Consider the following 24,359-nt stretch of genomic DNA (forward strand, 5'->3'; position numbering starts at 1 on the left):
CCTGAGCCCGTAGGACAGGTTGAGCGAAGCAATACCTACCGCTTGGCGCGTCGTCTTTCACCACATTTGCCGGCGCATTCTAATTCCCCAAAAGACGATGGGTTTCGCAAGAGCTCAACCCATCCTACAGACTGACACTCGCCCGCGTCTGGAAGTAGTCCGTTCGGCCTCACCTCCTCCGTCATTCCGGGATGCGTGCGAAGAACGCAGGCCCGGAATCCATCGCATTCTCTGTTGTAAATGGGTTCCGTCCTCGCGCTCACGCGCGCCCCGGAATGACGGACGCTGGCCCGCGACCCGTCGGGCAAAACACCTCGTCAATCCCTCGCCGCAAAAACATTTCACTTTTCCGAATTTCGGATTTATGGCATAGACCTCTCACCTCGGCCCGTCAAAGGGGCGTTTCGCGATCGTCACGAGATGCGGGCCGGGTTGCGGTGGACGCGGCAGCGTCGGCGCGAGGTGTGACGGCGGGGCGGTTCGCCGTGAGCTTGTCACACGCGCGGCACGACACGGCGCGGTTGCAGCGGCCTCAACGGACATCGGGGGTGAGCACACGCGAGCCCCGGATGATCCGGCGAGGACGTCCGCGGACGGAGAAGTCGTGTGGTCCTGACGCCCGGAGCCTGTGCGTCAAGTCTTGCGGTGATGTGGCGGCCCGACCGGGCCCGCACATCAGCCATCGGTGAGGCGACGGGGGCAATAGTGCATCGCTCCCCGGGGAGAGCACGAAGGACACCGTTAAAACCATCCGCGCAGGGAAGGCCGGGCGTTCGGCTACACCTGTAGTCCAAACCGTGTGCATTTCTGTAGCGCACGGACTTGCGGGTGCCAGCCAGCGCCCGGTCTTCCCTGCGCCCTTTGATTCTTTGGGGGTGCGAACCAAGCAGCATAGCTCGGCCCATTGGGGCGCGAGAGCGCGGAGCCATGGTCCCTCGCCTGTTCGCCACGCACCACACTCCCCCGCGCAGAATGTCGCACCGCTTTTCGGATGCGCGCCCGGCTGGTAGATTGCGGCCATTGTTTTGGGGGTTTTTGATGTACGCGAGGATTTTCAATCGCGTCCTGGTGCTGGCAGCGCTGATCGCCGCCACGCTTGCCGCTGCGACACACCAAGCATCGGCCGAGAAGCGTATCGCGCTGGTGGTCGGCAACTCCGCCTACAAGAACATCACCCCGCTCGACAATCCCTCCAAGGACGCGAGCCTGATGGCGGAGACGCTTGGCCTGCTTGGCTTTACGCTGGTCGGCGGCCGTGCCCAGCTCGATCTCGACAAGCCGGCGATGGACACAGCCGTGCAGAGTTTTGGGCGGCAGGTGCAGGGCGCCGACGTTGCGCTGTTCTATTATGCCGGCCACGGCGTTCAGGTCGCCGGCGCCAACTACCTCGTGCCGGTCAACGCCAACCCGACGCGCGAGGCCGACGTCGACTTCCAGATGACCGACGTCAACCTCGTGCTGCGGCAGATGCAGGGCTCCGGCACGCGGCTCAATCTCGTGATCCTCGATGCCTGCCGCAACAACCCCTTTGGCTCGCGCGGGCTACGATCATCGGACGGCGGCCTGGCGCAGATGCGCGCGCCCGAGGGCACGCTGATCTCCTACGCGACGCAGCCCGGCAACGTCGCCCAGGACGGCAGCGACGGCCACAGCCCCTACACCAAGGCGCTGGCCGCGACGATCCGGACCGCAGGTCTCGACGTGTTCCAGACTTTCAACCAGGTCGGGCTCGCAGTGAAGCGCGCCACCTCCGGCGCGCAGCAGCCATGGGTGTCGTCCTCGCCGATCGACGGCACCTTCTATTTCGTAGCCCCGACGCAAGCCGCGCCGCCGCAGGTCGCCGCGATGCAGCCCGATCCACTGCCGGCAGAGCGCCTGCGCGCCGATCCCGACCGCGTGCCGCTGCGCGATGCGGCGCTGCTCAGCGAATTGAGCGAACGGCTCTACGAGCTCAATTTCGATCCGGATACCGCTGACGGCCTCACCCGCGCGGTCACAAAGCTCCAGGAGCGGATCGCGATGGCACCGACCGGCGAGCCAACCGAGGGCCTGCTGCTGCGGATGCGCAAGATGGACGATCTCAAGCCGTGGGGCTCGATCGTCTATGGGCCGGACGGCAACAAATGGGGCATCTCGTGGAATCATGCCTCGCGGCGCGCGGCGGTAGCGGATGCACGCGGCAATTGTGCCGGCGCCAAATGTCCGATCGAGCTCTCCTTCTACGGCAACCGTTGCGGCGCGTTCGCGATCTCGGACAAGTCCTGGTCGCTGGTCCAGCGCGACAACGTGCAGCGCGCGAAGGACGCCGCGCTTGACGAATGCGGCAAGGCTGGCAAAGCTTGCCGCATTATTGGAGCCGTCTGTGCCGACGGCTCCGGTCGCTGATTTTGCCGCTGATTTCTCATGATTTTGGATTTCTTGATCATGCCGAACACCGCCCGCATTTTCGCTCTCGCTTCCCTCGTTACCGCCGCCCTCGCCTCATCGTCCGCCTTCGCGCAGTCCGGCAGCGCCGGCGGCGCGATCGGCAATGACGAGAAGTCGCTGTCCGGCTCGCGCTCGGATCGCTCGGCCGAGCCTGCCCCGTCCGCACGCAGAAGCAAGCCGGCCGCCGACGAACCGCGCTCGTCCCCACGGCGCAGCGGCGGTGGAGGTGGTGGCGGCGGCAGTTTTGACGGCGCCTGGGCCGTCATCAGCGTCGGCTGCGGCGGCTCAACTACCGGCGCGGTCGTGGTCACCTCGGGCCGGGTCATCGGCGAAGGCGTCAGCGGCAGTGTCAGCCCGAACGGCTCGGTGCACACGGCAGGCTCGGGCGACGGCGTGACCTTCACGGGCGCCGGCCGCCTGTCGGGACGGAGCGGTTCCGGCACCTTCCGCCGCTCCGACGGCTGTTCGGGAACATGGACCTCGACCAAGCAATAGCGCCGTCGAAAAAGCCCAATTGGCGGCGGAACGATCGCCGGGCGGGCCCAATTCAGGCCACATCCTCTCCGGATTTGCGGCTCATTGCCACCCAACTCTTTGTTGAGAAAGGGACGGTAAGAGTAGCGTCATGCGTCACCGGGAGACCAGGATGGGCAACCGATCCGCGAGATTCATATCCACACTTGTCGCCAGCATCGTCGCCGGCGCACCGCTGGCAGCCGTCTCGCAGGACGCGCCGAGCGCGCCTGCCGCTGCAAGCACGGCAAACGCCGCCAGCGACTGCCTCGCCTCGCCGAAGGGCACGGCGCCGGAAGGACAGCACTGGTACTATCGCCTCGAGCGGTCGACCAAGCGGCAGTGCTGGTACCTGCGCGCCGAAGGCGGCAAGGCCGCGACCACGACGCAGACGGCAAACAGCGCACAGCAGCCGGATTCACCCGCGCCGCAATCGGTGCAGAATGCGCACGCCGAATACACTGCGCCGCAGAGTGCCGCGCAAAACGCGCAGCCCGCTGCAGCGCCGCAAGCTCCAAGCACGAATGCTGACAGCAATGCACAGCAGCCCGCCGTCGCCGCACGCTGGCCCGATGCATCGACAGCCGCCGCCGCGCCCGCGCCGCAGCCCGCGGCTGCTCCGGCAACATCGGATGCGCCGCCGAGCGCGAAGCCGGCGGCATCCCCTGCCCCGGTGGCGCTCGCCGCGGCCGATGCACCCGCCGACAAGCCGACCGGCTCGCTCCAGATGCTCCTGCTCGTCATCGGCGGCGCACTGGCACTCGCCGGCCTCTTGGCCAGCATCATCTACCGCTTCGCCGGCGGACGTGTCCGCGTCCAGGCCGGCGACCATCGCCGCGTGAACTGGGACCAGCGGGAGCCGCAGGATCACGACGACAGCCGCGCGCCCTGGCTCGATGCAGCGCCCACCCGGATGCCGCGCGCCGAGCGGCCGCGTCCGGTCGACTTCGACGCTGCGCGTCCTCAGCCGCCGCAAATGGCCGCATTCGCCGATGCGATCGGCCAGATCGCAGCGCAGGCCCGTTCCACTGATGTCGCGGCAACAGAACCTGACGAGACCAAGATCGAGATTCTCGACGGGGAGTTCGAGATCGAGCCGTCAGCGCCTCAGTTGGCTGCCGAGGACAGCCATGACGAAGCGCCGGCCGATCGCGATGAGGATGCACGCGATGAGGATACCGTCGATATCGACGTCATCACGGCGATGCTGGAACGGCTGGCAAAGGAAGGGCCGCGGCTGACGCAGCCTAGCCTTGAAGCTGACCTTGCAGACCTCGCACGAATCCAACGAGGCCAGTCCGCCGCTCGCGCTTGAGCCGTTCGGCCTTCAGGATCGACTGCACCTCGGCGAAGGCTTCATCGACGTCGTGGTTGATGACGATGTAGTCGTACTCGGCCCAGTGGCTCATCTCGTGGCTGGCGCGGCTCATGCGATTGCGGATGACTTCGTCGGAATCCTGCGCACGCGAATGCAGGCGCTTCTCGAGATCGGCGGCCGACGGCGGCAGGATGAACACGCTGACGACATCGGCACGCGCCTTCTCGCGCAGCTGCTGCGTGCCCTGCCAGTCGATGTCGAACAAGACGTCCTGCCCGGCCGACAGCGCCGCTTCAACGGGCTCACGCGGCGTGCCGTAGCGGTTGTCGAACACGGTCGCCCATTCCAGGAGCTCGTCGCCCCTCACCATGGCCTCGAACCTGGGCTTGTCGACGAACAGATAGTCGCGACCGTCGACCTCGCCGGGACGCATCGCCCGCGTGGTCGCCGAGACCGACATTTTCAGCCCGGGCATGCGGTCGATGAGGAGACGCGACAGCGTCGTTTTGCCCGCACCCGATGGCGAGGACAGCACGAACATCAGCCCGCGCCGCTCGACACCGTCAGTTACGTGACCGCCCGTCGTCATCGATCACTCCAGATTCTGGACCTGCTCGCGAAACTGCTCGACCACGTTTTTCATGGCGAGCCCCGTATTGGTCAGCTCGATATCGTTCGACTTCGAGCAGCAGGTGTTGACCTCGCGGTGAAACTCCTGCGCCAGGAAGTCGAGCTTGCGCCCGATCGGGCCGCCCTTGCCGATCAGCTCGCGTGCCTGCGCGATGTGCGAGGCGATGCGATCGAGCTCCTCGCGGATGTCGGCCCTGGTCGCGATCAGGATCGCCTCCTGCATCAGGCGGTCGGAATCGAAACGGTCGGAGGTGTCGAGCAGCGTTGCGATCTGCTCGGCGAGCCTGGCCTTGATCGCCTCCGGCTTGCGGCCGGGGGCAGCCTCCGCCTTCTTCGCGAACTGCTCGACCTCGTCCACCCGCTGGATCAGGATTTGCCCGAGCGAGGTGCCCTCGCGCTTGCGCATCTCGACGAGTTCGGCGAGCGCCTTGTCGAAGGCTTCGGCCACGGCAGCGCGCGCGGCCTGGTCCTCCTCCTCGTCGCCCTCGGGCTCGGCGACCTCGATCACACCCTTGATGGCCAAGAGGCCGTCAACGCTTGGCGCGACAGCATCGACCTTGCCGGCGATCACGGCAGCGGCCTTCAGGACGGCGTTGAGCACGTCTTCATTGACGCGGACGGAGGCTGCGGCATTGGCCCGCTTGACGGTGAGATTGGCGTAGACGGTGCCGCGCGACAAAAGCTCGCCGGCGCGCTTCTTGGCATAGGCCTCGAGCTCGTCGAACCCCTGCGGCAGCCGCACGCGCAGGTCAAAGCCCTTGGCGTTGACCGACTTCAATTCCCATTCGAACGTGTACGGCCCGCTCGCGCCGTGGCTTCGGGCAAAGCCGGTCATGGACGACAGCGCCATCGGGTCAATTTCTCCGGACAGGTAAGATTCGCGAGGCCATCGGCCGCGCGAATCTTAAGACTATTTTGCAGGAAAGTGTAATCCGCAAAGTCCCGTAGGCAGGCCTGCGCTAGCGCTGGATCACCGGCGGCACTGGCTGCGCCGCGCCCTGCCGGGCCGGCGCGGGATTGGCCGGGCGAGGAGCCGGTGGCTTTTTCTGCTGGGTCGGCTTGGGCGTGGTCGCGGTCGGTGCCGTATCTGCGGCGGCGGGCGCGGCGGCCGCCGGGGCCTGCGCGTCGTCGGCCGGCTCGACCGTGTCGTTCTGGATCTGCTTCTCCATCGCGCGCAGCTTGGCGACGTTTTTCTGGTGCGCGTCGTAGGTCTCGGTGAAGGCATGCCCGCCGGTGCCGTCGGCGACGAAATAGAGGTCGCGGGTGCGGGCCGGGTTGGCAGCGGCTTCCAGCGAGGCGCGGCCGGGATTGGAGATCGGGCCCGGCGGCAGGCCGTCGATCACATAGGTGTTGTAGGGCGAGGGCTGCGTGATCTCGCTGCGCTTGATGGGCCGGCCGAGTGTACCCTTACCGCCGACTAGGCCGTAGATGATGGTCGGATCGGACTGAAGCTTGATCTTCTGCCTGAGGCGATTGACGAACACGGCGGCGACGCGGCTGCGCTCGTCCGGCTTGCCGGTCTCCTTCTCGACGATGGAGGCCAGCGTCACAAGCTGCTCCGGCGTCTTGACCGGAACGTCCTGGCTGCGACGGTCCCAGATCTCGGCCAGCACGCGCTTGTGCGCCTGCTGCATGCGCTGGACCACCTGATCGCGCGGGGTCCCACGCGGGAACTTGTAGGTCTCCGGCAACAACGTGCCTTCGCGCGGCAGCTCGCGCACGCTGCCGGTGAAGATGTCGTTATCGGACAACCGCGCCACGATCTGCTCGGAGGTCAGGCCTTCCGGAATCGTAACGGCATGCTGCACCACCTTGCCCTCGACGATGGTGGCGATGACGTCGCGCAACGAAGCATTCTTCTGGAACGAATATTCACCGGGCTTCAGGTCCGAGCTCGCCTTCAGCGCAGCGACGCTTGCAATGAACACCCACGGATTGACGTCGGTCACGCCTTCCCTGTTCAAGGTCTCGGCGATGTCACGCTTGCCCGCGCGCTGCGGGATGTTGACGACTTTGTCTTCCCCAAGCGGTCCCGGCGCTTCCAGCACTTGCCGGCCATAATAATAAACGCCGCCCGCACCGATCATGGCGATCAGCAGGAGGGTGATGATGGCGTTGCCGACGATCACGAAAGGGTTGCGCGCCCGCTCCGATCGCTTCGGCGGCGGCGGGACCTGCTCGGGCTCGAGCGCTGCCCGCGGGCTTCGGGGCGAAATGGGCGGCCTTTCACTCATCGAAGCAACCTGAATCCTGCCGGTTCAATTGCGGCCTGACAATCGCTTGTCCTGCCAAATGCACGCGCCCACGTGTATGACTATCGCCGAATACGGCAAAACGGTGGATTCGTCGCAACCACAAACTATTGGACCAGGCGCCGGAAGATGACCGACGCATTGGTACCGCCAAAACCAAAAGAATTCGACAACGCAACGTTGACCTCGCGCTTCTTCGCCTTATGCGGCACGAGATCGATCGCGGTTTCGACCGACGGATTGTCCAGGTTGATAGTCGGCGGCACGACATTATCGCGAATCGCGAGAATAGCGAAGATTGCCTCGATCGCGCCTGCCGCGCCCAGGAGATGGCCGGTCGAGGATTTGGTCGAGGACATCGCGACCTTCGAGGCGGCATTACCAAGGAGTCGCTCGACCGCACCAAGCTCGATCTCGTCGCCAAGCGGTGTCGAGGTGCCGTGCGCATTGATGTAGTCGAGATCGGACGACGTCAGCCCGGCGCGCTTCAGCGCTGCCGCCATGCTGCGGAAGCCGCCATCGCCGTCGGGCGACGGCGAGGTGATGTGATAGGCATCGCCGGAGAGGCCGTAGCCGATCACCTCGGCATAGATCTTCGCGCCACGACGCAGGGCATGATCGAGTTCTTCCAGGACCAGGACGCCGGCGCCCTCGCCCATCACGAAGCCGTCGCGGTCCTTGTCGTAAGGACGCGAGGCTTTCTCGGGCGTCTCGTTGAAGCCGGTCGACAGCGCACGCGCAGCGTTGAAGCCGGCAATGCCGATGCGGCCGATCGGCGATTCGGCGCCGCCGGCGACCATGACGTCGGCGTCGCCCAGCGCAATCAGGCGGGCGGCATCGCCGACCGCGTGAGCGCCGGTCGAGCAGGCCGTGACCACCGAATGGTTCGGCCCCTTCAGCCCATGCTTGATCGAGACATAGCCGGAGGCGAGATTGATCAGACGGCCCGGAATGAAGAAAGGCGACACTCGGCGCGGCCCACGTTCCTTCAGCAGGACCGCGGTCTCGGCGATGCCGTTGAGGCCACCGATGCCGGAACCGATCATGGTGCCGGTCGCGCATTTGTCTTCTTCGGACTCGGGATGCCAATTGGCATCGTCGAGCGCCTGGCCCGCAGCCGCCATGCCGAAGATGATGAAGTCGTCGACCTTGCGCTGGTCCTTCGGCTCCATCCAGATATCGGGATTGAAGCTGTCGTTCGAACCGTCACCGCGTACCACGGTGCAGGCGATCTTGGTCTGAAGATCGGAGACGTCGAAGCTCTCGATCTTGCGCGCACCGCTTTCGCCGTTGAGGATGCGTTTCCAGGTCGGCTCGACGCCGCAGCCGAGCGGCGACACCATGCCGAGACCCGTGACGACAACCCGCCTCATATCCGAAAACTCCGCATCGATAGATTCACGGCCAATAACAAGAAACCGGCTGACCGCTGGGAAGCGGCCCGTCCGGTTTCAATGTTGTCCCCGCGAAAATGAAGAGCCTTAGCTCTTCGCGTTCTTCTCGAGAAACTTCGTAGCGTCGCCGACGGTGAGAATCGTCTCCGCGGCGTCGTCCGGAATCTCGCACCCGAATTCCTCTTCGAACGCCATCACCAGCTCGACGGTGTCCAGACTGTCGGCGCCGAGGTCGTCGATGAAGCTCGCTGCGTCGACAACCTTCTCGGGTTCAACACCAAGGTGTTCGACCACGATCTTCTTAACCCGTTCGCCAATGTCACTCATTGCTTAACCTCGTGTTGTTCCCTGTAGACCCGACCCCCCGGGACGATACGAGCCGTCGTGGTCGTTGACTGCCTTCGCTTACGAACTTTGATTTGGCCCCATCCTAACCGATGCAGGCCCGGCGAACGACGGCCAAGGCTCCGCATCGCCAATATACAGGGTTTCAAAAACCTGCAATGGCGTTCTTTGCCCATCCATTGAACGTCCGGTTATCATACTTCAACTGCCTTGACTACAAGCCTCAATTCGCTCCGGAAACGGCCGTTTGCCGCATCCGACCCCGCCCATGTGGGCGGTGCGGAACGAGGCCTCAGATCATGGCCATGCCGCCGTTGACGTGGATGGTTTGGCCTGTGACGTAGGCTGCTTCGCTCGAACTCAGGTAGACGGCGGCTGCCGCAATGTCCTCGGGCGTCCCCAGACGGGCTGCCGGAACCTTGGTCAGAATCGTTTCGCGCTGCTTGTCATTGAGCGCATCCGTCATCGGCGTCTTGATGAAGCCGGGCGCGATGCAGTTCGCAGTCACGCCGCGCTTGGCATACTCGGCGCCGAGCGTCTTGATCATGCCGATCAGGCCGGCCTTCGACGCGGTGTAATTGCCCTGCCCCGGATTGCCGGTGACGCCGACGATCGAGGTGATGGCGATGATGCGGCCGAAGCGCTTGCGCATCATCAATTTGGTGGCGGCGCGGGCGAGACGGAAGGTCGACGTCAGGTTGACGTTGATGACCTCGTCCCAGTCCTCATCGCGAAGCTGGACGAAAAGATTGTCGCGCGTGATGCCCGCATTGGCGATGAGGATATCGACCTGCCCCATAGCCTTTTCCGCGGCGGGCACCAGCGCCTCGACCTCGTCGGCCTTGGAGAGATTGCAGGGCAGCACAAGGGCACGCTCGCCGAGCTTGCCGGCAAGCTCATCCAGCACTTCCTTCCGCGTTCCCGAAATCGCAACCGTGGCGCCCTGTGCGTGCAGGGCCTGCGCAATCGCACCGCCGATGCCACCGGTCGCGCCGGTGACGAGCGCCTTTCGGCCAGTCAGATCGAACATTGAAAGACTCCTCTAGGCCTGCTTCGCAGCGGCCAATGCATCCTTGGCGGCGGCAATGTCGTTCGGCCCGCCGACCGCAACTCCGACGGCGCCGTCGGCGATGCGCTTGACGAGTCCGGTCAGCACCTTGCCCGCGCCGATCTCGAAGAAGCGCGTGACGCCCTGCCCAGCCATATAGGCAACCGACTCGCGCCAGCGCACCGTGCCGGTGACCTGTTCGACCAGCCGGCGGCGGATTTCGTCGGGATCGGTGATGGCGCTCGCCAGCACGTTCGACACCAGTGGCGCAGCCGGCGCCTTGATCGTGACCTTGGACAGCGCCTCGGCCATGGCGTCCGCAGCCGGCTGCATCAGCTTGCAATGGAACGGCGCGGACACCGGGAGAAGCATGGCGCGCTTGGCACCCTTGACCTTGGCGATCTCGACGGCGCGATCGACTGCTGCCTTGTCGCCGGAGACGACCACTTGGCCACCACCATTGTCATTGGCGGCCTGGCAGACCTGGCCTTGCGCCGCCTCGTGGGCGACCGCCATAGCGGCCTCATAGTCGAGGCCGAGCAGTGCGGCCATGGCACCGGCACCGACCGGCACGGCTTTTTGCATTGCGAGACCGCGGGTGCGGAGCAACCGTGCAGTGTCGGAGATCGTCAGGCTGCCGGCCGCAGCCAGCGCCGAATATTCACCGAGCGAGTGGCCGGCGACGAAAGCGGCATCCCGCCCCACGGAAAAACCCGCCTCGCTCTCCAGCACGCGCAGAGTGGCCACAGATACTGCCATCAGCGCCGGCTGGGCATTCTGGGTGAGCTGGAGGGTTTCGGCGGGGCCATCCCAGATGATGGCCGTCAGCTTCTCCCCGAGCGCGGCATCGACCTCGTCGAACACGGCGCGCGCGGCCGGGAAGGCGTCGGCCAGGGCCTTGCCCATGCCAACCGCCTGGGAACCCTGCCCTGGAAATGTGAATGCTGCCGTCATCGGCGCTCCCCGGATCGCTCGAGCAGTCTCTTCAAGAACCGGCAGCCGACTACGTCCGGCCCAAGCCTTGGTTCCCGATGATGCTCCAAAGGGGCCGTAGACAACGACCGGGGCCGCGCTGTCAAGCCGCGTAGGGGTTTTCCCATGGGCACCCGGTCACAGGATCGCGCCCCGAAAGCCGTCCGTTGCTGTGCACCTACCGAGCTTGCCGCGCGTCGCCCGCTGGCAAAGCGTTTACGCTGTCGGGAACTCGGTTCCATGACTTAAGCGACCTTAAATGCCGCGCAGCTAGATTGCTTCTATGGCAACCATGGTCAGACAGACATCGATCGCTTCCGCTTCTGCCGGGCAACCGCAGCAGCAATGGCTTCCTTTGCAGGCCTGCGTCGACTGGCTGCTCGCCGGGCCGCGCCCACAGCCTGACGACATCCACAACGACTTGCTCCAGCAACGAACCAACAAGACCAAGACGCTGGTGGTGGCAGTCGCTGCATCGCTGCTGATCGCGTCGCTGTCCGCAGCGATGACTGGCGCCGCATGGGCCTATGCCTGGGTGCTGGCAGAGATCGCTCTCGGCAGCACGCGCATCTGCCTGATGATGAAAGCCCTCGCAAAGGCGAAGCGGGATCGGCGGGCGCCGGTGAACGTCGCGCCGATCTGGGCCGGGCTATCATCCGTCATCCTGATTTCCGCCGGCTGCTATCAATGCGTCGCGTCCGGCGTCATGCCGCTGGTTTTGATGGCCGGCATTGGGTTAGCGAATCTCGTCGGCGGCATCGCCTCGCGCAACGCCGGGACGCCGCGCTACGGCATTCTCCTGATCTGCATCCTGACGCTGCCCTTCGCGCTGGCGACGATGCTGTCGCCGGTCCCGTTCCTGTTCATCATCGGGCTGCAAACGCCGGTCTACACGGCGGGGATGATCTTCCTGCTGCTGGAAAACCACAAGATCCTGCTCGACCTCCATCATTCCGAGCGCAACAACCGCCTGATGGCGCATCACGACCAGCTCACCGGCCTTCCCAATCGCGCCCTCAACCAGAAGCTTTTTGCCGAGATGCTCGACGGCCCATGGCCGGACGCAGCGGCGGCGACCTCGAAGCTCACCGTGTTCTGCGTCGATCTTGACGGCTTCAAGGGTGTCAATGACAGGTTTGGACATGCCACGGGTGACGCCGTTCTCGTCGCGGTGGCGAAGCGCCTCTGCGCCAGCGTGCGCGACGCTGACGTGGTGTGCCGCATCGGCGGCGACGAGTTTGTGATCCTGCTGCTCGATATCACGGACGACGAGGCTGCCGCAGTGGCCCAACGGATCATCGCGCGTGTGGCCGAGCCATTCGAGTTTGCTCCGGCGGCCCGCGTCGGAGCCAGCATCGGCCTCGCGTCGGCGCCGCGCGACGGCGTGACCGTCGACGATCTGCTGAGCGCCGCCGATCGTGCAATGTACGAAGCCAAGCGCCGCGGCAAAGGCGCTTTTGTTATCCACGGTGCCACGGTCGAGCCGGTCTCGCTCGTGCCTGAAGCGATACCTTTCTTGCCAGCGCCGAAAGCTCACGCCCTGGCCTGCTAGAAACCGCCGGCCTTCTGATCCGCACCGACCTCCGCGCCGGCCCTCGCGCGGCGTGCGCTGCTTGCCAATTGCCCTGGCCGGTCGTCGTGATTCGGCTTTGCGGTGGCGAGCCGCAGCACTGCGGCGTAGTTCGGCTGCACTTCCATCGCCCCGGCATGCCGGCTCTCGCTGAGCAGGCGATGGACCTTCGGCAGATTGTAGCAGGGTACGTAGAACAAGAGATGATGCTCTAGGTGATAGTTCACGTAGTACGGCGCAATGAACAGTCGCTCGAGAAAATTGGCATGCGTCGTGCGGGTGTTGCGCAGGGGATCGCTGCTGTCAGGGACGACGGCGTGCTCGGCGATGTTGCGGATGCGGGTGATGACCATCATCCAAGTCACCAGCGGCACCAGCCATAGCAGCGGATAGGCCCACCACACGCCGGCCGCCGCGAGCGCGGCAAACATCACGGCATTGACGGCGCATTGCGGGCCGAGTTTTTCCCAAAAATGCGCAAGACGCTGCCGCAACGACCAATCCTTTGGTCCCAGCGCGTTGAGCAGTTGCGCCTTGCGCTGCTGATAGCCGGTCTGTCCGGTCAGATCGCGAATGAATTTGCGGCGATAGCTTAGTTTCGTGATCGGAAACGGCGCCGACAGCACGAGATCAGGATCGTCCTCCTGCTGCGTGCGCGCGTGATGCTGGAGGTGATAGCGGCGATAGCTGCGCGTCTCCGCGAAGATCGGATAGGCGCAGAACCATTGGCTCAGCGTCAGATTGGTTGTCTCGTCGGCAGAGAGGCAACCATGCGCGCCGTCATGCATGAGGATCGCAAGCCCAAGCTGGCGCGAGCCGATGATGGCGACCGCGAAAATGTAGGTCAGCGGATTGGGCCACCATGCAACGAGCGCAATCGCGCCTGATATCAGCGCCCAGGCGTGTGCGATCAGCGCCACGCCCTTCCATGTCACGCGCTGGCGCACGTCGACGAGTTGGTCCTCGGTCAGGAAATCGCGGGCACGCATGCGAAGCGCGGTCATGGCTAACTCTCCCCATTCGAACTGGTTGAAGCGTCGCGGTCGTCGACAAGGCGAAGGCGCGCGGCATCGCCAGTGGATTTTGCCTGCTCGCCGAGCACGCGCAGCATCTCGGCACAGAGCTGATCCGGTGAACGGCCCATGGCGTAGCCTTCGAGGATGACACCCACGGCCACCGCCCAGAACCGCCGCGAGCTTTCGTCGGGCGCCCGCAGGGAGCGCCAGCCGTGCCGCGCGACCTGGCTCGCATAGGCGCGCGCACCTTCGCTGTGCAGGCGCTCGATGGTGCGCTCGACCAGCGGCGCAAGATCCTGGCGCCGCCGCGTCAGCGTCAGCGCCTCGGCGAAGAAGGCGATCGAATCGCTTGCCGTCACTGTCTCGGTCAGCGCGTGGGTGTACTCCCGCGGCGAGCGCGCCTTCAGCGCCGCCAGTTCGGTCGCGCGCGCCAGATACAACAGATCGCGGCAGGCGCATTCGACGAACAGCGCCTCCTTGGTGCCGAAGTAATAGGTGATCTGGCTCGGGAACGCGTCCGCGGCGGCTACAATATCGGTGATCGAGGTGCCCGACAGCCCCTGCTCCCGAAACAGCGGGCTCGCCGCATCCAGCAGCAGGGAACGCATCTTGCGACCGGCCGAGCGTGTCGCACGCGCGACGTGCTTGGGGTCGCCAGCCGATGGCTCAAGCGGCCTCTGGACCGACTTTTCCGTCATTGGCCCTCTCCCTTGGCTTATTTGTATGCCATACAAACAACTAAATCAAGCTGCCCGGCTACCCTGACGCGCCTATACCGGGACCATCCGGGCCGGCAGCCGGTCCTGCAACCTTGCAAAGCCGGCCAAAATCCGTATAAGCGCGCCATCCGCAGACCCCGGCCGGGAGCTGAACGGACGGTCTCAACAAATCATTCGTGATTTTGGTGTGGCAGGGCCAGTCGGCCCGTCGTCCCGTGCTTCCGCCTTCTGAGCTTAATCCCAGAGTCCTTTCCGAAGGCCTCTTAAGGGCTTGACGCCGGGCGATGCGCCAACATGAGGAAAGGACTTCCATGGCTCTCTATGAGCATGTTTTTCTCGCGCGCCAAGACGCGAGCACGCAGCAGGTCGAAGAGCTGACTGCGCAGATGACCGGCATCGTCGAGGGTCTCGGCGGCAAGGTCACCAAGACCGAGAATTGGGGCGTGCGCTCCCTCACCTACCGCATGAACAAGAATCGCAAGGCGCACTTCGTGCTGCTCAACATCGAGGCGCCGTCTGCGGCGATCGCCGAGATCGAGCGCCAGGAGCGGATCAGCGAAGACGTGATCCGCTATCTCAGCGTTCGCGTCGAAGAGCTCGAGGAAGGCCCGTCCGCGATGATGCGCAAGGCTGATCGCGATCGCGAGCGTGACGACCGTGGCGGTGGCTTCCGCGATCGTGAAGGCGGCGGCTTCCGTGGCGACCGCGAGGGCGGTTTCCGTGGTGGCGATCGTGACGGCGGCTTCCGCGGCGATCGCGGCCCGCGCCGTCCGCGCGACGAAGCTGAAACCACCACGACGACGGATGCGGAGTAAGATCAATGGCTGAAGCTGGTGCACGCCGTCCGTTTTTCCGTCGCCGCAAGAGCTGCCCGTTCACGGGCGCGAATGCTCCGAAGATCGACTACAAGGACTCCAAGCTGCTGATGCGTTACGTCTCCGAGCGCGGCAAGATCGTGCCGAGCCGCATCACCGCGGTGTCCGCGAAGAAGCAGCGTGAGCTCGCCCGCGCCATCAAGCGCGCGCGGTTCCTGGGCCTGCTGCCCTACGTCATTCGCTAAGACGAATTCGGCCGGCGGCGACATCGCCGCCGGCCGCACTCTTTGAATTTCATAAGGCTTCCGGGTCGTCCGGTCGCCGATGGTTGGGGCGAGATGCCTCTAACCGCTCGAAGGGAGCGGGACAGCTGATGACCTTTGCACTGATCGCCCTGATCGCCGGCGCTGCGTCGGCCCTGATGTTCGCCTCGATTATTTCGGGCGCGCTGATCTCGCTCGTGCTGTTCTATCTCGCACCGCTGCCGCTGATGGTGGCCTCGATCGGCTGGGGGCCGCTTTGCGCAACCCTCGGCGGCATCGGCGCCGCGCTCGCCCTCGGCGCCCTGTTCGGCCTGCCCTACTGCCTCGCCTTCGCCGTCACCGTCGCGCTGCCGGCCTGGTGGCTCGGCCATCTCGTCCTGCTCGGCCGGCCGGTGGACGGCGCCGCCTCTTCCCATGCCACCGAAGCGCCGTCCGCACCCGACATCGAATGGTATCCCGTCGGCCGCATCCTGCTGTGGGTCGCGGGCTTTGCCACACTGACCACGATCGCCGCCCTGCTCACGCTCGGCACCGATGCCGAGACCATTACCGGCACGCTGCGGCGCGGCCTGATGCGCATCCTCCGCGCCGCCGACCCGCAGGTCTCGGGCGAGGCCGACCAGTTCGTCGACGCGCTCGTGACGATCGCGCCGGCCGCCGCCACCATTGTCGCGATGATGACGCTCACCCTCAACCTCTGGCTCAGCGCCAAGGTGACGGCGACGTCTGGCCGGCTGCGACGTCCCTGGCCGGATCTGATGGCGGCCGAACTGCCGCCGATGACGCTCGCCGTGCTCTGCATCGCGCTCGCCTTCTGCTTCACCGGCGGCTTGCTCGCGATCCTCGCTCAGATCACGACGGCGGCGCTAATGATGGCCTACGCACTGACCGGCTTCGCCGTGCTGCATACGCTGACGCTGGCGCTGAAGAGCCGCGCCTTCTGGCTCGGCTCGACCTATGCCGTCGTCGTCGTGTTCGGCTGGCCGGTGATCGCGATGGTGATCCTTGGCCTTGCGGATGCCGTGTTCGGCTTCCGCGAACGCTTTCTGCGCAACCGGCAGCCGCCACCGCTGCCGACCTCTTAAGTCCAACCCCGAAACTGAAACTCAGAGCACTTCAAAGGAGAACGAATATGGAAGTCATTTTGCTGGAACGCGTGAGCAAGCTCGGTCAGATGGGCGAAGTCGTAAAGGTTCGCGACGGCTATGCCCGTAATTTCCTGCTCAAGCGCGGCAAGGCGCTGCGCGCCACCGAAGGCAACCGCGCCAAGTACGACGGCATGAAGGCCGACCTCGAGGCTCGCAACCTCCAGAGTAAGGGCGAGGCCTCCAAGATCGCCGAGAAGATCCAGGGCAAGAACATCGTCGTGATCCGTCAGGCTTCTGAAGCCGGCCAGCTGTTCGGCTCGGTCACCGTGCGCGACGTCGTCACGGCGTTCGAAGCCGATGGCGTTTCGCTCGACCGTCCGCAGGTGCAGCTCGACGCGCCGATCAAGACCATCGGCAAGCACACCATCACCGTCGCCGTTCATCCCGAGGTCGAGGTTGAGGTCTCCGTCACGGTTGCGCGCAGCCAGGACGAGGCCGAGCGCATCAACCGCGGCGAGGACATCTCGACCCGCAACGAAGACCGCGACGCAGCCGCCGAAGCGATCGCCGCCGCCGGCGAGTTCTTCGATCCGGAAGCCCAGCAGGACGACGCCGAGCCGGCGCCGGCTGCGGAAGAGACCGAGAAGTAAGCCTCGCGTTCAAGCAGGCAACGAAGCCCGGCCGCCTCAAGCGGCCGGGCTTTTCGTTTTTGCGGCGACGTCCTCGCTCAGCATCGCAATCGAGGCCAACGCGGTTGCCGTATGTTTCTCGACGCCGTCGCTCACGCAGAACACATCGGCGGCGACCACGGAGACCTGGCGGCCCGGCTTGATCACGCGCGCCCGGCAGATCAGCTTCTCACCGACTGCCGGCGATAACAGGTTGAGCTTGTATTCCGCTGTCAGCGCCGCTTGGCCACGCGAGGTGGCGGCTGCGATCGTCGTGGCGTTGTCGACCAGGAAGGCGGTGACGCCGCCATGGAAGAAGCCGTGCTGCTGCAACAGCTCAGGCCGGCGCTCGACCGCAATCGTGCACATGCCGCGCGACAGCTCGGACAGTTCGGCACCGACCAGGTTCATAAAGCCCTGCCGGCCGACATTGGCATGGATGCGCTCAGCTACGGCTGCGAAATCAGGATCAGCCTCGTTGCTCATGACGCCACTCCATCCTTGTTGTTGATACGCCCGGGCGGCACCAGCGCGCGGATGGCACAGGCGATCAGCGTCTCGGCCTCAGCGCGCGGATCGGCGCGGTCGCGCCCCGAGAGAAAGGCCCGGCAGAATATCTGCGCCGGGCCGATCAGCTGGCTGACAAACATCACCGGCGCCATCGGCAAAAGCTCGCCGCGCGCGACCAGCGGCGCACGCCAGCGCTCGAGGCCTTCGGCAAGGCGTGCATTCTGCGCGCGCTGGGCGTCGCGAACGTCCTCGCTGCATTCGCTGCGCGAGATCTCGAAGAGATAGCGCGCCTCGCGGCGGCTCAACACGACCCAGTCGAGATGAGCGCGGATCAGGCGATCGATGCCCTGCGGCGCATTGGGCACGGGATCGAGCGCGGCGAGCATCGCAGCGTGATAGTGCCGCAGCACTTCCAGGAACAGCGCGCCGGCGAGCTCCTTCTTGGAGCCGAAGACATGAAAGAAGCTGCCGTTGGAGGCGCGCGCTTTGGTGCGGATTGCGGCCACCGTCGCGCCCTCGAAGCCAACACGGTCGAACACCGCGAGCCCCGCCGCCAACAGCTCCTCACGCACGCCGGATGTCATCCGTATCTCCTAGAGTTATACTCTAGAGTAATACTCTAATCACGGTCAAGACGACACGGAGGCCGCGACGGCGCGACCTCCGTGGATCGATCTGAAAATTGGCTTATCGCGAGATCGGCGGGGTCGGCGGACCAGACTGATCGGCTGGCGCAGGTGGCGGAGCTGCGGAGGTCGCCGGCGGGGCCGATTCCTGCGGCTTGGCCGCCGGCTCGGAGCTGCCGCTGGTGGCGGGCTCGGCCGATTTGGGAGCGGCGACCTCAGCAGGCTTGGGCGCAGCCGGCTCGACGGGTTTCGCAGCGGCCGCAGGCGGGGCCGGCGTCACCGCCGGCACCGGATCGGGACGCAACGCCGGAGCCTCGCTGCCGCTCGGCTCGACCTTGGCACTGTCAGGCTTGGCCTCGGCGGGCTTCTCGGACGGCTTGCTGCTTTCGGGCTTGGACTCGTCGCGGCCAGAATCGATCTTTGCGCTGTCGCTCTTCGGTTCGGCCTTGGGTTCACCCTTCTTGTCGCCGGACGACGGCGCAGCCGCATCCTCGGCCCCCGGCTTGCCGCGCTTGCTGAGCCGCTTGGCCTTGCGGCCCTCGGGCGATGGCTCGGTGCCGGCCTCGGGCTTTACCCCTTCCTTCGCACCCTCTTCGCTCGGCCGCGCCGCGCGCTTCTGACGGCCTTCAGGCGCCGGAGCTGCCGCACCCTCGCCTTCCGGCTTGGCGGCCTCTTGCGCGCGCTGGCGGCGGCCCTGATGATCAGGGGACTGCGCCGGGTTGGTATTGGCGTCCTTCTCCTTGGCGCCGTCCTTCTTGTCCTTGCCGTCCTTGGCGCCATCCTTGGACTGGAAGCGTGCGTCGGTGGCGCCATTGGAGACGAGGTAGGAGGCCAGCACGCCAGCCATGTCGGGGCTGGTCGTGTAGTGCTGACGCAGGAAACCCGGCAGCGAGCCCGGCGCTACCGTTTTCAACAGACCCCTCGGGCTCTTGTGACAGGCATTGCAGGTCTGCGCGAAGATCTGGGATGGGGCCTTGCCGGCCTCGAGGTTCGTCGCCTGCGCCAGAACGGCATCGGTGGCGCCGAAGCCGATCAGAAACAGCACCGTGGCGAGGCTGAGCGCTCGGCTCGACATTCCCATCATCTCCATTGAAATCCGACAGATACGGCCGGCATGCAGCGCGGCGGCGGTCACCTTTTAGCCGATTGCGCTGCGAATGGAAGCGCACTGAACAAGCATGTGATTACGCGTTTTTCGAATATCGGCTTTGTACACAACGCAATAGCGGGGCAGGCACAGGCTGCCTAGATTTACATGCGAACGCATGGGAACCAATATAGTCTCAGGCGTGTGACGGCCGGGTTTAGTCGCTTCTTTTCGGGTTCGCTCGAGAGGTGTGTGTCGATGGACCGATTGTTGCGTAAATTCCTGTCTCAATTCATCCGCCGCGGGTCGATGACGGTGACCACGGCGGGAGGATTGAAATTCAGCGTCGGTGACGGCACTGGTGAGCCGGTCGAAGTCCGCTTCGTCACTGCTGACGCCCAAAGGAGAGTCCTCATCAATCCCGAGCTCGGGCTTGGTGAGGCCTATATGGACGGCGAGTTCGTCGTCGAGCGCGGCACCATAGCTGATGCCCTCGCGACCCTGCTCGATCAACCCGACCTATTGCCGCACTGGGCAAAACCCTGGTGGCACCTGCGTTATTTCGTGCGGCACTTGAAGCAGTTCAATCCGCGCACGCGCTCCCGCAGCAATGTCGCACATCACTACGATCTCGACGGCCGGCTCTATTCGCTCTTCCTCGACGCCGACAAGCAATATAGCTGCGCCTATTTCGAGACGGCGGAGGCCACGCTCGACGACGCCCAGCTCGCCAAGAAGCGGCACATCGCCGCAAAGCTGCTTGTCAAAGGCGGCCAGCGCGTGCTCGACATCGGCTCGGGCTGGGGCGGGCTCGGCCTCTATCTCGCGGAGATCGCAGACGCCGATGTCACAGGCATCACCCTGTCGACGGAACAGTTGCAGGTTGCAAATTCGCGCGCCGCCGAGAAGGGCCTGACGCGGTCGGCGCGGTTCCTGCTCCAGGACTATCGCGACATCGATGGGCCGTTCGACCGCATCGTCTCGGTCGGCATGCTCGAGCATGTCGGAGTCAAATTCTACGATACTTATTTCCAGCGCTGCGCCGAGCTTCTGAGCGAGGACGGCGTCATGCTGCTGCATTCGATCGGCCGGTCGCAAGGGCCGGACTCGACCAATCCCTGGATCGCCAAATACATCTTCCCCGGCGGCTACATCCCGTCGCTGTCGGAGGTGCTGCCTTCGATCGAGCGCGCCGGGCTCCTGGTCTGCGACGTCGAGATCCTGCGCCTGCATTATGCGGAGACGCTGAAAGCCTGGCGGGAGCGCTTCATGGCCCGACGCGAGGAAGCCGTGCAGCTCTACGACGAGCGCTTCGCACTGATGTGGGAGTTTTACCTCGCGGCCTGCGAGATGACGTTTCGAAAGCAGGACATGATGAACTTCCAGCTTCAGCTCACCAAGCGCCAAGGCGTGGTGCCGATGACCCGCGACTACATCGCGCGCGAGGAAAACCGGCTGCGCGCCCTCGAAGGCGGCGCCAAGCCGAGACTGAAGCTTGCAGGTGAATAGATTCTAGTGTCGCAGGGTCGAAATCGGGGAGATCCGGCAAGACGCCGGTAACGCCAGCTGGGTGCGCAATGCCGCGAGCGTTTCAGCTGCGACCGGCAGGCGCCGCTGCTCCGGCGGCGCGGCATGCTCCATGGCGGCGATCAGCCCGGACAGCCACAACCGGCTACCTGCCTCGCTTCGCCAAATCTGGGGCTGCCGTTCTGGCCGCATTGCCTGCCTCGTCTCCCTGGGAGGGGACAATCCCCTGCCCGCCTGCCTGTTCCATGCATACCCCCGAAAGAATCTGGGGAGATGTGATCTGCTTCACATAAGTCCGGGCGGTCCTGGCCTAGATCGTCGCCATGAGCAAAGAGACCCAAACCTCATTCGACGTGCAGGACGACCTCCGCACCGATTACGCCCTGATCGCCACCGGCGTCGGAGCGGCTCTGGTGGCGCTGGTCTACCTTCTGCTGGTCTGAACCGAGCCGAAAGCTCCCAGCGTGCGTCATTTCGCGCGCTCTTCAGTACGTCTGCACCTCATTCCTTTAGGTTCATGAGTTCCGGATTTTTCCGTGGTGCGGTCGCGGCTGCTTCCAGCGCGGGCGAGTTCCGCAAAAATCCGTCAAGCGCGGCGCGTGCTGCGACTGCTAATCATCCACCGCTTTAATGATCGGTTGATAGAGACGAGCTTTTACTTCCGCTTTGGGTTGGGGCGGCGCTTTATCCCGGCCCCGCATCCGCCCCAGAAAATTGCTATCGATCGACCATGGCCCTGACTGATTCGAACGTTCTCAAACTCGCGCCCGATGCCGGAACTCCCGCCTACCGGAGCGCGCCGCATAATATCGAGGCGGAACAGAGCCTTCTGGGCGCGATCCTGGTCAACAACGATGCTTTCTACCGCGTCTCCGACTTCCTGGAGCCGAAGCACTATTTCGAACCGCTGCACCAGACCATCTACGAGACCGCCTCGAGCCTGATCCGGATGGGCAAGATCGCCACACCCGTGACGCTGAAGACGTTCCTGCCCGCCGACACCGACGTCGGCGGCATGACCATCGGCCAATATCTGGCGCGCCTCGCGGCTGAAGCGACCACCATCATCAACGCCCAGGACTACGGCCGCACCGTCTACGATCTCGCACTGCGTCGCGACCTGATCGGCATCGGCGAGGACATGGTCAATGTCGCCTATGACGCCCCGGTCGATTTCGCGCCGCGCGCACAGATCGAGGACGCGGAGCGCCGCCTCTACGAACTCGCCGAATCCGGTCGCTATGACGGCGGCTTCCAGAAATTCTCGCAGGCGCTGGCGGTTGCCGTCGATCTCGCGGCAAAGGCGTTCCAGCGCGACGGTAAGCTGTCGGGTATTTCAACGGGCCTGCGCGATCTCGACACCAAGATGGGCGGTTTGCAGCACTCCGACCTCATCATTGTCGCGGGACGTCCCGGCATGGGCAAGACGTCGCTGGCGACCAACATCGCCTACAACGTCGCCCAGGCCTATGTCGCCGAACTCCAGGCCGACGGCACCATGAAGGCTGCCAATGGCGGCGTCATCGGCTTCTTCTCCTGCGAAATGTCGGCCGACCAGCTCGCCACGCGTATCGTGGCCGAACGCACCGGCATTTCCTCCTCCCACATCCGCCGTGGCGGCATCACGGAAGCCGATTTCGAGAAGATCCGCCACGTTTCGATCGAGCTGCAATCGCTGCCTTTCTATGTCGACGCGACCGGCGGTCTGTCGATCGCGCAGCTGATGGCGCGTGCTCGCCGGCTAAAGCGGCAGAAGGGTCTCGATCTCCTCGTGATCGACTACATCCAGCTGTTGTCGGGCTCGGGCAAGCGGAGCGAAAACCGCGTCCAGGAAATCACGGAGATCACGACCAGCCTGAAAGCACTAGCCAAGGAACTCAACGTCCCTGTGATCGCGCTGTCGCAGCTCTCGCGTCAGGTGGAATCGCGCGACGACAAGCGGCCGCAGCTCTCCGACTTGCGTGAATCGGGCTCGATCGAGCAGGACGCCGACGTCGTGCTGTTCGTTTACCGCGAGGAATATTACCTCGCCATGAAGGAGCCGCGCCCGGGTACGCCTGAACACGAGAAGTGGCAGCTTGACATGAGTCTTGCGCACGGAAAGGCCGAAGTCATCATCGGCAAGCAGCGCCACGGCCCGACAGGCACCGTCGATCTGGCCTTCGAAGCCTCGGTCACGCGGTTCGGCGACCTCGCGTCTGACGCTCAATTGCCGGATCGTAGCGGCAACGACTACTGAGTTCCTTGAACCAAGCCTGCCTCTTGCGTAAAACGGCGCCATGACAATGGCGTCCGACCCGAAAACTATCCCACAATCCGGCCTTCTCTCCGCGGAGGCCAATCAGGCTGCCGCGCTTGCAGCCTATGGCGGCGTGCTCACCGTCGATCTCGACGCCATCATCGCCAATTGGCGCAAGCTCGAGAAGACGGCGGTGCCGGCCGAATGCGCGGCGGTGATCAAGGCCGACGCCTATGGCTGCGGCGCAGGGCAGGTCGCGCATGCGCTGAACAAGGCCGGCTGCAAGACCTTCTTCGTCGCCACCATCGAGGAAGCGCGCACGGCGCGCGCGGCGGTGCCGGAGGCCGCGATCTACGTGCTCGGCGGCTATTTCCAGAACACCGGCGAGCACTACGCAAAGATCAACTGCCGGCCGGTGATCGGGGATCTCAACGAGCTCGCCGAATGGGATGTGTTCTGCCGCCGCACCGGCTGGTCCGGGGGCGCCGCGATCCATATCGACACCGGCATGAACCGGCTCGGGCTGACGCTCGCGGAAGCGCAGGCCATCATCCCCCGCATCAATGCCGGCGATCACGGCATCACGCTGGTGATGAGCCATCTGGTCTCGGCCGAACAGCTCAATAGCCCCGCGAACGCAAAACAGCTCGCGGCCTTCCGTGGCATCGCCAGCGAATTTTCCGGCGTGCCGGCGGCGCTCGCCAATTCATCCGGCATCTTCCTGGGCGCGCCGTTCCAGTTCGATTTGGTGCGGCCAGGCGCTGCACTCTACGGCGTCAATCCGACGCCGGAGGCCGACAATCCGATGCAGCCGGTGGTCGATCTCAAGGCGCGCATCGTGCAGGTCCGCAATGTCGAGCGCGGCGAGAGCGTCGGCTATGGCGGCACCTGGACCGCGCGGCGGCCCACCAAGCTCGCGATCATCGCGGTCGGCTATGCCGACGGCTATTTCCGCGCCGCCAGCTCCAATGACGGCACCCGCGGCGCCGAGGTGATCGTCGCCGGCAAGCGCTGCCCGGTCGCGGGCCGCGTGTCCATGGACCTGATCGCGATCGACATCACCGACCTGCCACCGAACTCGGCGCGGCGCGGCCATCTGGTGACGCTGCTCGGCGACGGCATCACCGTCGATGAGCTCGCGCATCATTTCGGCACCATCGGCTATGAGGTCCTGACCAGCCTCGGCCGCCGCTACGCCCGCGTCTACAAGGGCGGCAACGTGGTCGAGCCGCTGGAACGGCCGGCCCCAGCGCAGGCCACAGAGCAGCCGCCCTCGCCGCCGCCGGTCGAGCAGCCAACGAGCCCGCCGCCGCTGCCGAGCTAAGCTCTCAG

23 protein-coding genes are annotated in these 24,359 nt (G+C 65.0%); 11 read left to right on the plus strand and 12 right to left on the minus strand.

Annotated features, from left to right (window positions below; all coding sequences use genetic code 11):
- Nucleotides 1-1,038: 1,038 nt before the first annotated feature.
- From UP06_RS03035 to UP06_RS03045, 3 genes are all read left to right on the plus strand, one after another.
- Entirely contained in the window at nucleotides 1,039-2,385 is a 1,347-nt protein-coding gene (locus UP06_RS03035) for a caspase family protein (RefSeq protein ID WP_045000341.1), read from the plus strand.
- Nucleotides 2,386-2,424: 39 nt separating this feature from the next.
- Nucleotides 2,425-2,922: a hypothetical protein gene (locus UP06_RS03040; RefSeq protein WP_045001111.1), complete on the plus strand. Its 498-nt coding sequence runs from the start codon at nucleotides 2,425-2,427 to the stop codon at nucleotides 2,920-2,922.
- A 151-nt stretch (nucleotides 2,923-3,073) separates the two neighbouring features.
- Complete coding sequence (locus UP06_RS03045; RefSeq protein WP_045000343.1) at nucleotides 3,074-4,255, plus strand: hypothetical protein; 1,182 nt, start codon at nucleotides 3,074-3,076, stop codon at nucleotides 4,253-4,255.
- Here UP06_RS03045 and gmk read toward each other — a convergent pair.
- From gmk to fabD, 7 genes are all read right to left on the minus strand, one after another.
- Nucleotides 4,188-4,847 carry a guanylate kinase gene (gene gmk, locus UP06_RS03050; protein WP_045000344.1) on the minus strand — a complete coding sequence of 220 codons (660 nt, stop codon included), beginning with the start codon at nucleotides 4,845-4,847 and terminating at the stop codon, nucleotides 4,188-4,190. The genes UP06_RS03045 and gmk overlap by 68 nt on opposite strands.
- 3 nt (nucleotides 4,848-4,850) lie before the next feature.
- Nucleotides 4,851-5,738 carry a YicC/YloC family endoribonuclease gene (locus tag UP06_RS03055; RefSeq protein ID WP_045000346.1) on the minus strand — a complete coding sequence of 296 codons (888 nt, stop codon included), beginning with the start codon at nucleotides 5,736-5,738 and terminating at the stop codon, nucleotides 4,851-4,853.
- A gap of 109 nt (nucleotides 5,739-5,847) precedes the next feature.
- Nucleotides 5,848-7,122, minus strand: coding sequence for an endolytic transglycosylase MltG (gene mltG / locus UP06_RS03060; RefSeq protein ID WP_045000348.1), 1,275 nt, complete (start codon nucleotides 7,120-7,122; stop codon nucleotides 5,848-5,850).
- 125 nt (nucleotides 7,123-7,247) lie between these two features.
- On the minus strand, nucleotides 7,248-8,513 hold the full coding sequence (fabF, locus tag UP06_RS03065; protein WP_045000350.1) for a beta-ketoacyl-ACP synthase II: 1,266 nt from the start codon (nucleotides 8,511-8,513) through the stop codon (nucleotides 7,248-7,250).
- 108 nt (nucleotides 8,514-8,621) lie between these two features.
- Nucleotides 8,622-8,861: an acyl carrier protein gene (locus tag UP06_RS03070; RefSeq protein WP_008130699.1), complete on the minus strand. Its 240-nt coding sequence runs from the start codon at nucleotides 8,859-8,861 to the stop codon at nucleotides 8,622-8,624.
- A 310-nt stretch (nucleotides 8,862-9,171) separates the two neighbouring features.
- Entirely contained in the window at nucleotides 9,172-9,909 is a 738-nt protein-coding gene (gene fabG / locus UP06_RS03075; RefSeq protein WP_045000361.1) for a 3-oxoacyl-[acyl-carrier-protein] reductase, read from the minus strand.
- Between the two features lie 12 nt (nucleotides 9,910-9,921).
- Nucleotides 9,922-10,881 carry an ACP S-malonyltransferase gene (fabD, locus tag UP06_RS03080; RefSeq protein ID WP_045000362.1) on the minus strand — a complete coding sequence of 320 codons (960 nt, stop codon included), beginning with the start codon at nucleotides 10,879-10,881 and terminating at the stop codon, nucleotides 9,922-9,924.
- A 301-nt stretch (nucleotides 10,882-11,182) separates the two neighbouring features.
- On the opposite strand from fabD, the gene UP06_RS03085 reads away from it, so the two are divergent.
- The gene (locus UP06_RS03085) at nucleotides 11,183-12,451 is read left to right on the plus strand and encodes a GGDEF domain-containing protein (RefSeq protein WP_050031536.1); all 1,269 of its coding nucleotides are present in this window, start codon (nucleotides 11,183-11,185) and stop codon (nucleotides 12,449-12,451) included.
- Here UP06_RS03085 and UP06_RS03090 read toward each other — a convergent pair.
- Both UP06_RS03090 and UP06_RS03095 read right to left on the minus strand, forming a co-directional pair.
- Nucleotides 12,448-13,473 (minus strand): fatty acid desaturase family protein, encoded by a 1,026-nt coding sequence (locus tag UP06_RS03090; RefSeq protein ID WP_045000363.1) that lies wholly within the window; start codon nucleotides 13,471-13,473, stop codon nucleotides 12,448-12,450. The genes UP06_RS03085 and UP06_RS03090 overlap by 4 nt on opposite strands.
- 2 nt (nucleotides 13,474-13,475) lie before the next feature.
- Nucleotides 13,476-14,183: a TetR/AcrR family transcriptional regulator C-terminal domain-containing protein gene (locus UP06_RS03095; RefSeq protein ID WP_045000364.1), complete on the minus strand. Its 708-nt coding sequence runs from the start codon at nucleotides 14,181-14,183 to the stop codon at nucleotides 13,476-13,478.
- 332 nt (nucleotides 14,184-14,515) lie between these two features.
- On the opposite strand from UP06_RS03095, the gene rpsF reads away from it, so the two are divergent.
- From rpsF to rplI, 4 genes are all read left to right on the plus strand, one after another.
- Complete coding sequence (gene rpsF, locus UP06_RS03100) at nucleotides 14,516-15,019, plus strand: 30S ribosomal protein S6 (protein ID WP_045000365.1); 504 nt, start codon at nucleotides 14,516-14,518, stop codon at nucleotides 15,017-15,019.
- Between the two features lie 5 nt (nucleotides 15,020-15,024).
- On the plus strand, nucleotides 15,025-15,264 hold the full coding sequence (gene rpsR, locus UP06_RS03105) for a 30S ribosomal protein S18 (protein WP_007592020.1): 240 nt from the start codon (nucleotides 15,025-15,027) through the stop codon (nucleotides 15,262-15,264).
- A 125-nt stretch (nucleotides 15,265-15,389) separates the two neighbouring features.
- The gene (locus tag UP06_RS03110; protein WP_045001115.1) at nucleotides 15,390-16,367 is read left to right on the plus strand and encodes a YybS family protein; all 978 of its coding nucleotides are present in this window, start codon (nucleotides 15,390-15,392) and stop codon (nucleotides 16,365-16,367) included.
- A 47-nt stretch (nucleotides 16,368-16,414) separates the two neighbouring features.
- The gene (rplI, locus tag UP06_RS03115) at nucleotides 16,415-17,020 is read left to right on the plus strand and encodes a 50S ribosomal protein L9 (protein WP_045000366.1); all 606 of its coding nucleotides are present in this window, start codon (nucleotides 16,415-16,417) and stop codon (nucleotides 17,018-17,020) included.
- 36 nt (nucleotides 17,021-17,056) lie between these two features.
- On the opposite strand, the gene UP06_RS03120 is transcribed toward rplI, so the two are convergent.
- From UP06_RS03120 to UP06_RS03130, 3 genes are all read right to left on the minus strand, one after another.
- Nucleotides 17,057-17,524: a PaaI family thioesterase gene (locus UP06_RS03120; RefSeq protein ID WP_045000367.1), complete on the minus strand. Its 468-nt coding sequence runs from the start codon at nucleotides 17,522-17,524 to the stop codon at nucleotides 17,057-17,059.
- Nucleotides 17,521-18,132, minus strand: coding sequence for a TetR/AcrR family transcriptional regulator (locus UP06_RS03125; protein ID WP_045000368.1), 612 nt, complete (start codon nucleotides 18,130-18,132; stop codon nucleotides 17,521-17,523). The genes UP06_RS03120 and UP06_RS03125 overlap by 4 nt, the downstream gene beginning before the upstream one ends.
- Before the next feature lie 103 nt (nucleotides 18,133-18,235).
- Nucleotides 18,236-19,249 carry a hypothetical protein gene (locus UP06_RS03130; RefSeq protein ID WP_045001117.1) on the minus strand — a complete coding sequence of 338 codons (1,014 nt, stop codon included), beginning with the start codon at nucleotides 19,247-19,249 and terminating at the stop codon, nucleotides 18,236-18,238.
- Nucleotides 19,250-19,519: 270 nt separating this feature from the next.
- Between UP06_RS03130 and UP06_RS03135 the strand changes: the two genes are divergently transcribed.
- The 3 genes from UP06_RS03135 to alr all read left to right on the plus strand — a co-directional run bounded on the left by UP06_RS03135 (nucleotide 19,520) and on the right by alr (nucleotide 24,351).
- The gene (locus UP06_RS03135) at nucleotides 19,520-20,770 is read left to right on the plus strand and encodes a cyclopropane fatty acid synthase (protein ID WP_045000369.1); all 1,251 of its coding nucleotides are present in this window, start codon (nucleotides 19,520-19,522) and stop codon (nucleotides 20,768-20,770) included.
- 748 nt (nucleotides 20,771-21,518) lie between these two features.
- Nucleotides 21,519-23,027, plus strand: coding sequence for a replicative DNA helicase (locus tag UP06_RS03145; RefSeq protein WP_045000374.1), 1,509 nt, complete (start codon nucleotides 21,519-21,521; stop codon nucleotides 23,025-23,027).
- Nucleotides 23,028-23,073: 46 nt separating this feature from the next.
- Nucleotides 23,074-24,351, plus strand: coding sequence for an alanine racemase (alr, locus tag UP06_RS03150; protein ID WP_045000377.1), 1,278 nt, complete (start codon nucleotides 23,074-23,076; stop codon nucleotides 24,349-24,351).
- Nucleotides 24,352-24,359: the final 8 nt, after the last annotated feature.

It is taken from the genome of Bradyrhizobium sp. LTSP857, from assembly GCF_000938285.1.
Taxonomy (GTDB): Bacteria; Pseudomonadota; Alphaproteobacteria; order Rhizobiales; family Xanthobacteraceae; genus Bradyrhizobium.